Annotated in this window: 4 protein-coding genes; 2 read left to right on the top strand and 2 right to left on the bottom strand. The window is 66.9% G+C overall.

Going from position 1 to position 7,013, the window contains the following annotated elements; all coding sequences use genetic code 11:
• Positions 1-207: 207 nt before the first annotated feature.
• Positions 208-3,516 carry a PAS-domain containing protein gene (locus ASD82_RS09600; protein ID WP_056717608.1) on the top strand — a complete coding sequence of 1,103 codons (3,309 nt, stop codon included), beginning with the start codon at positions 208-210 and terminating at the stop codon, positions 3,514-3,516.
• Positions 3,517-3,548: 32 nt separating this feature from the next.
• Here the strand turns inward: ASD82_RS09600 and ASD82_RS17735 are convergent, their stop codons facing one another.
• Positions 3,549-4,205: a hypothetical protein gene (locus ASD82_RS17735; RefSeq protein ID WP_157599235.1), complete on the bottom strand. Its 657-nt coding sequence runs from the start codon at positions 4,203-4,205 to the stop codon at positions 3,549-3,551.
• A 103-nt stretch (positions 4,206-4,308) separates the two neighbouring features.
• Positions 4,309-4,968, bottom strand: coding sequence for a response regulator transcription factor (locus ASD82_RS09595; RefSeq protein ID WP_056717607.1), 660 nt, complete (start codon positions 4,966-4,968; stop codon positions 4,309-4,311).
• A gap of 146 nt (positions 4,969-5,114) precedes the next feature.
• Between ASD82_RS09595 and ASD82_RS09590 the strand changes: the two genes are divergently transcribed.
• Positions 5,115-6,923, top strand: a complete 1,809-nt coding sequence (locus tag ASD82_RS09590) for a 3-hydroxybutyrate oligomer hydrolase family protein (RefSeq protein WP_200950273.1) — start codon at positions 5,115-5,117, stop codon at positions 6,921-6,923.
• Positions 6,924-7,013 lie beyond the last annotated feature (90 nt).

The raw sequence follows: 7,013 nt of genomic DNA, 5'->3' as shown, positions 1-7,013 counted from the left end.
AAAAGCCCGGCCCCGGCTCACGGACTTGTTGGGCAGGATGCCCAACAAGCGCCAAGCGGGGTGTCATTTTCTCTTGGTTACTTCTCTTTTGGACAAGCAAAAGAGAAGTAACTCGCCCTCCGAAGGAGGACGAAAGCTCTTCGCTCCAAAGCATCCAGCTGCGACGCGAACATCGCGACGGAAGTCGCCCCCACGGATGTGCTTCGCATGCTGAGCGCCAGCGTCATCGCCATCGCCGCCTTGTGCTGGCTGGGCCTGCTGTTCGGCGTGGCGTTGCTGGGCGAACGCCGCCCGCACATTTTCGAGAAGCGCTGGGCGATCGTGTATGCACTGTCGTTGGCGATCCACTGCACCTCGTGGACGTTCTACGGCACGGTGACCCAGGCCAGCCGTTCGGGCTGGTGGCTGCCGCCCACGTTCGTCGGGGCGATCCTGATGTATCTGTTCGCGCTGAAATTCCTGGGCCGGCTGGTGCAACTGGTGCGCGAGTACAACGCCGGGTCGCTGGCCGACCTGATCGCGGTGCGGCTGGGACGGCATTCGGGGCTGGCGGCGCTGGTCACCGCGGTGGTGGTGATCGGGATCGTGCCGTACATCGCGCTGCAGCTGAAGGCGGTGGCGATGAGTTACGGCATCCTCAGCCAGGGCCAGCTGGCCGAATCCGATCCGTGGCAGGACAGTGCGTTGTACGTGGCGCTGCTGATGGCGCTGTTCGCGATGCTGTTCGGCACCCGTCGGGCGTCAACCATGGCGCACAACCGCGGGCTGGTGCTGGCGATGGCGTTCGAATCGCTGTTCAAGCTCGGCGCGATGCTGGCGCTGGGCACGCTGCTGTTCGCGGCGTTGCCGCCCGGCTTGCCGGTGAACGTGCCGCAGGCGCCCGACAGTGGCGGCTTCCCCGCCTTGATCCTGCTCGGCGCGCTGGCGATGTTCACCATGCCGCACCAGTTCTACGCGGGCATCGTGGAATGCCGCGACGATGGCCAACTGCGCACCGCGCGCTGGCTGTTCCCGCTGTACCTGCTGCTGATCTCGCTGCCGATCCTGCCGCTGGCGCGGCTGGGCGATGCATGGCTGGGCGCGAGCGGGGTGTCGTCGGACATGTACGTGCTGGCGTTGCCGCTGGCCCGTGGCGAACATGGGCTGGCGCTGATCGCGTTTCTCGGCGGCCTGAGCGCTGCGACCAGCATGGTGGTGATCGCCACGCTGACGCTGAGCCTGATGGTGGTCAACCATTTCATCGCGCCGCTGCGCGTGCGTTCCGGCTGGGGTCGCGACGAGCATGGCGACCTGCGCGGCGAGCTGCTGAACCATCGGCGCGTGGCGATCCTGCTGGTGATCCTGCTGGCCTGGGCGTATAGCCGGTTGCTGGCACGCAACGAGGCGCTGGCCGACATCGGCGCGATCTCGTTCTCCGCGCTGGCCGGGCTGACACCTGCGCTGCTGGCGGCGGTGTATCGGCCGCAGCTAGGACCGCGCGCGGTGATGGCCGGGCTGGCCGCGGGCACCCTGGTGTGGATGTATGCCGTGCTGCCGGCCCTGTTGCCGGCCGCGCCGGCGTGGTTGCACAGCGGTCCGTTCGGCTTGCACTGGCTGGCGCCGGATGGCTTGCTGGGGCTGGGCAACTGGAACCGGCTGGGGCGCGCGGTGGTGGTCAGCCTGTTGGTCAACATCGTGGTGATGCTGGCGCTGGCCAGCTCCCGTTACGGCCGTTCCGCGCACGCCGTCAGCGTGGGCGACGTGGGCCTGGTCGAACTGCGGGCGCTGGCGGCGCGCTTCCTGCCGCCGGAGCGGGTCGCGCTGCTGTTTGCCAGCGCGCCGGCGGCCGGTTCCGCCGGCAGTGCGCGGGTGGCCCAGGTCGAGCACGAACTGGCGGCGGTGATCGGCGCGGCATCCGCGCGCCTGCTGCTGGAAGTGGTGCATCGGCAGGGTCGCGACGACCTGGACACGGTGGTCGCCATCGTGGGAGAGGCGGCGCAGGACCTGCGCTTCAACCAGCGCGTGCTGGAGGCGGCGCTGGAGAACATGAGCCAGGGCATCTGCGTGGTCGATGCGGAACTGCACCTGGTGGCGTGGAACACGCCGTATGCGTGCCTGTTCGACTATCCGCCGGGGATGCTGCAGGTGGGGCGGCCGGTGGCCGAGCTGACCCGCCACAACATCGACGCCGGCATGCTGGGTCCGGGTGAAGTCGAAGCGCGCGTGCAGCGCCGGCTGGCACACATGCGCACCGGCACGCGGCATTTGTCCGAACGGCGTTTTCCCGACGGCACCATCGTCGAGATTCGCGGCAACCCCATGCCTGGCGGCGGCTTCGTGGCTACCTTCACCGACGTCACCGCCTTCCGCCAGGCCGAGGCGGCGCTGAAGCGCGTCAACGAAACACTCGAGCTGCGGGTGGAGGAACGCACCCGTGAACTGGCCGCAGCCTCGGCCGAAGCGCAGGCGGCGAATGCCTCGAAGAGCCGTTTCCTGGCCGCGGTCAGCCACGACCTGATGCAGCCCTTGCACGCCGCGCAGCTGTTCGCGCACTCACTTACCGAACGTGGCGGCGATGCCGCCATCGGGCAGCATCTCAACGGTGCGCTCAGCGCCACCGAAGGCCTGCTCACCGGCCTGCTTGACGTGGCCCGGCTGGAGGGCGGTCGCCTGCATCCGCAGCCGCGCGCGTTTGCGCTGGCCGAAGTGCTCGATCCGCTGGCTGCCGAGTTCAGCGCCATCGCGCTCGACCGCGGCGTGCGGCTGGACGTGGTCGGCACGCGCGCGTGGGTGTATTCCGATCCGCAGCTGCTGCGCCGGGTGCTGCAGAACTTCCTGTCGAATGCCTTGCGCTATGCCGAGCACGGTCGCGTGCTGCTCGGCGTGCGTCGAGGCGGTGACCACCTGCGCGTGGAAGTGTGGGACACCGGCCCGGGCATCGCTGTGGCGGAGCAGGAACTGATCTTCCAGGAATTTCGCCGTGGCAGCGCCGCGGGCGGGCAGGGGCTGGGACTGGGTCTCTCCATCGCGCAACGCATGGCCGAGCTGCTCGGTCATCCGCTGGGGCTGCGTTCCTGGCCGGGTCAGGGCAGCGTCTTCCACCTCGCCGTGCCGCTGGCACGGGCAGCCGCTCGCCTGCCGATGGCCACCGGCGTGGCGCGGTCGCTGCCGACGGGGCGCGCGCTGCTGCTGGACAACGAACCGGCCGCGCTCGCCGCGCTGGGCAGCCTGCTGAGCAGTTGGGGCTGGCAGGTTCACCCGGCCCGCAACGCGGAACAGGCACTGGCTGCGCCGTGGCGACCGGACCTGCACATCCTCGATTTCCATCTGGATGGCGGGCACACCGGCCTGGACGTCTGGCAGCGCCTGTGCGAGCGGCATGCCGACGTGCCGACGGTGATGCTCACCGCGGATCGGGACGGCGAACTGCGGCAACGGCTGCTCGATGCGGGGATCGGCGTGCTGTACAAGCCGTTGAAGCCGCTGGCGCTTAGACAAATGCTGCAGCGAATAGTAGCAGGCGCGGTGGGAGCCTAGAGTACGTCGCTCGTTTCGGTTACTGCGTTTCCTCAATGCCGATGGACCCACAGCCAATATAGAATCGCGAATGGGACGGCCACCCAAGCCAGTCGATAGAGGACTGTAATCGTCAAGATGACCACGATGCTACCTTTTGCAGCGGCTTCCTTATCCACTCTGGATCGCAAATAGCTCACATGTCTTGGTAATTCGCGCTTGGCCCATCTCAAGGCCAAAAGTACGAGTAATAGCCCGATGCTTCCTGCGATCCAAAGATCGCGTTGATGCTGTCTTTGCTCGCGGGCTCTATTGAGCCAAGCCTGAAGCTGGTTACGTTCTAGCGGTAGGAATCCACGTAGAAAAAGTTCATGGTCAGATAACATTTCTTGGGTTTTTGGTGGCAGATCTAGCGCTTGTTCGGCGACGTCTTCGGTAAGTAACTCTGACTGACCGTCGTAGAAAATCTCCTTGGTATCGCTGTTGTAACCAAACGGATAGGTTCTGAGTTGCGTGCTTTGTTGCCGTGAAGACTCAAGAGCAGCCCTAGTTTCTTCTGCCTTCCGTTGAATTCCAGCCATCTGGCGGGAGAATTCGGCATCTGAATTGGTTGTCTTAAAATTTCCCGGCTCTGGGTATGCTTGGTAATTAGAGGCGATGGACGGCTGACTCGCAAAAGTGAGTATCAGTAGAACAATGGTCCACCCCATTCGCTTAAGCATTCCCGCGCCATCCCTTTCTTTTAGGCAATTACTCAATCATGGTGCGGCTGAACAATTCTTCGCAAGGCTAACTTGGTGGGTTTTGGTCACATCACCCAAGTCGCACCGGATCCCCAAGTTCTAGCGACCGCAACAACATCCCCGCTTGCGTCCGATTCCGCACCTTCAGCTTCTCGAAAATCGCGGTGACGTGCGCCTTCACCGTGCGCTCCTGGATCGCCAGCCGGTCGGCGATCTGCTTGTTGAGCAGGCCTTCGGCCAGCAGGGCCAGCACGCGCGATTGCTGTTCGGTGAGGCGGGCCAGCCGGCTGGCGAGGTCGGTGTCGGCGGGATCGGCGGGCAGGGCGGCGACGGCGTCAGCGAGATCGGGCGGCAACCAGGTGCCGCAATCGAGCACGCTGCGGATCGCCTCGCCGATTTCGACAGGACTGGCGCTTTTGGGGATGAAGCCGGCGGCGCCGTGATCGAGCACGCGACGCACGATGCGCGGCTCGTCGTGGGCGGAGACCACCAGCACCGCCACGCCGGGGTGCTGGCCGCGCAAGGCGGCGAGGCCGGACAGGCCCTGGCTGCCGGGCATGTGCAGGTCGAGCAGGACCAGGTCGATATCCGGTGCGCCAGACAGCAGCTGCAGCGCCCCGGCAAGGTCAGCCGCCTCCCGGATCTCGCAGTCGGGCAGGCTGTCGTTCGCGGCCAGCCGCAGCGCGGCGCGAAACAGGGGGTGGTCGTCGGCAATCAGCAGGCTGGTCATGACGCTGAAGTTAGCTGGCCGCCGCGGCCGCGTCGAGCTTGCCGGCGCGCGGCGATGGACTTTCGTACGATGGCCAGGCGTCTTGTGCTTGCTATGGTGCGGGAATGAAAAATTCCGCCCGTCGCCTGTCCTGGCTGTTCTGCTTCATGCCCTTATCCGTCATGCTGTCCGCTTGTGCCAGCCATGCCACGGGGAAGGAAGCTGCCATGCCAGAGGTCGACTACGGGGAAGTGCGGGTAACGGAGCATCGCGGTCACGATGATCTGCTGAGTGCAGGACTGGGCCTTGCCGGCCTGGCCGCTGCGCCGCTGCCCTTCACCGATCCACTCGACCCCGGCGCGGAAGAACTGCGGCGACGCGCGATCCAGACCAGCTGGAAGGGCATCGCCGACCTGGGTCCGCTGGGTGGCTACGGCACGGTCTACGGCGCGGTGCCCGACGTGCCCGGGCGCGAATACTCGGCGTTTGCCCGGATTCCCGGCGCACGCGCGCCGCATCGCGTATTGCTGCAGTTGCCGGACAACTTCGACAAGCAGAAACGCTGCCTGGTGGTGACGGCTTCCTCGGGATCGCGCGGCGTCTACGGCGCGATTTCGCTGGCCGGCGCGTGGGGCCTGCCGCACGGCTGCGCGGTGGCGTATACCGACAAGGGCACCGGCACGGGCTACTTCGATTTCGCCGACCACAGCGGCGTGGCACTGGACGGGCGTCGCGCGAAAAAGGGCGACGCCGCGCTGGAATTCCAGCCGATGCCGGGGCCGCCGGTCACCGGCATCGCGATCAAGCACATGCATTCGGGCGACAACCCGGAGGCGGCCTGGGGCAGGCACGTGATCCAGGCCGCGCAGTTCGGCCTGGCCATGCTCGATCGGGCATATCCGGAAGAGGCGCCGTTCACGCCGCAGAACACGAAGATCATCGCCACCGGCATCTCCAATGGCGGCGGTGCGGTATTGCAGGCGGCCGGGCTGGATCACGACGGATTCTTCGCCGGCGTGGTCGCGCTGGAACCGAATGTGCATGTGAAGGATCGCGGCCGCGCGTTGTATGACTACGCCACCGAGGCAGCGATCTGGCTGCCCTGCGCCCTGAGCGCGGAACAGTTTGCCGGCGTGCCGATGGCGCGCGGGCCACGTGGCGTGGCGTTGCCGGCATGGCCGATCCGCTGCGCCAGCCTGCGGGCGCAGGGCAAGCTCAGTGGCAACACGCTGGCGCAGCAGTCCGCGCAGGCGCGGGACTATCTGCATGCGCGTGGCTGGACCGACGAGGCGATGGACACGGCGGCCAGCACCACGGCATTCGACCTATGGCGGGTGATCGCGGCGGGCTACGCCTCGTCCTACCTGCGGCGCGGCGCGGGCGACATGCCTTGCGGATTTCATTACGCGGCGATCGGCGCCGGCGGCGCGCCGGGCGTGGTGGACGCCGCGACGCGGGCAGCGTGGTGGGCCGATGGTTCCGGCATTCCCCCGGGCAACGGCATCGGGCTTTACGGCGGCGTCAATGTATCGGCCGATCCGACCCTGATCGGCAGCGAATGCCTGCGCGCGCTGTGGACCGGCGAAGATCACGAGGCGCAGGCGCTGCACGCTTCGGTGGCCGAAACCGCCGCCCGCCTGCCGCGGACGGACCTGCCGCTGTGGGTGCTGCACGGCGCCAGCGACGGCTTGCTGCCCACGGCTTTCAGTTCCGAGCCGTACGTGGAGTGGCTGCGCGACGAAGGGCGCCGGCCGATCTACTGGAAGGTGCCGCATGCGCAGCACTTCGATGCGTTCCTCGCCCTGCCAGGTTTCGGCGAGCGCCACGTGCCGCTGCTGCCATACGGCTACGTGGCGCTGGATCGGTTGTGGGGGCACCTGTACGAGGGCGAAGCATGGCCGGTCGATGTGCCGGCGCCCGCGGCCCGGCCGCGTGGCGTCGGTGTGCTCGACCGCGGCAAGCTGGGCCTGCCCTGAGCATCGACGGTCGGCCATGGCTGATCCACCACCCGGGCTGGGTTATCCTTCACGACCCCGATATCCGTGCCGTGGCACGGTGCAGCTCTT

Origin of the sequence: Rhodanobacter sp. Root179, from assembly GCF_001428465.1 — a bacterium.
Lineage (GTDB): Bacteria > Pseudomonadota > Gammaproteobacteria > Xanthomonadales > Rhodanobacteraceae > Rhodanobacter.
This window is presented reverse-complemented; position numbering and strand designations above follow the sequence as displayed.

What these genes read in the sequence shown, in the direction of transcription:
- ASD82_RS17735 (WP_157599235.1), bottom strand. Translation starts at nt 4,205, where the DNA reads ATGGGGTGGACCATTGTTCTACTGATACTCACTTTTGCGAGTCAGCCG.
- ASD82_RS09600 (WP_056717608.1), top strand. Translation starts at nt 208, where the DNA reads ATGCTGAGCGCCAGCGTCATCGCCATCGCCGCCTTGTGCTGGCTGGGC.
- ASD82_RS09595 (WP_056717607.1), bottom strand. Translation starts at nt 4,968, where the DNA reads ATGACCAGCCTGCTGATTGCCGACGACCACCCCCTGTTTCGCGCCGCG.
- ASD82_RS09590 (WP_200950273.1), top strand. Translation starts at nt 5,115, where the DNA reads ATGCCCTTATCCGTCATGCTGTCCGCTTGTGCCAGCCATGCCACGGGG.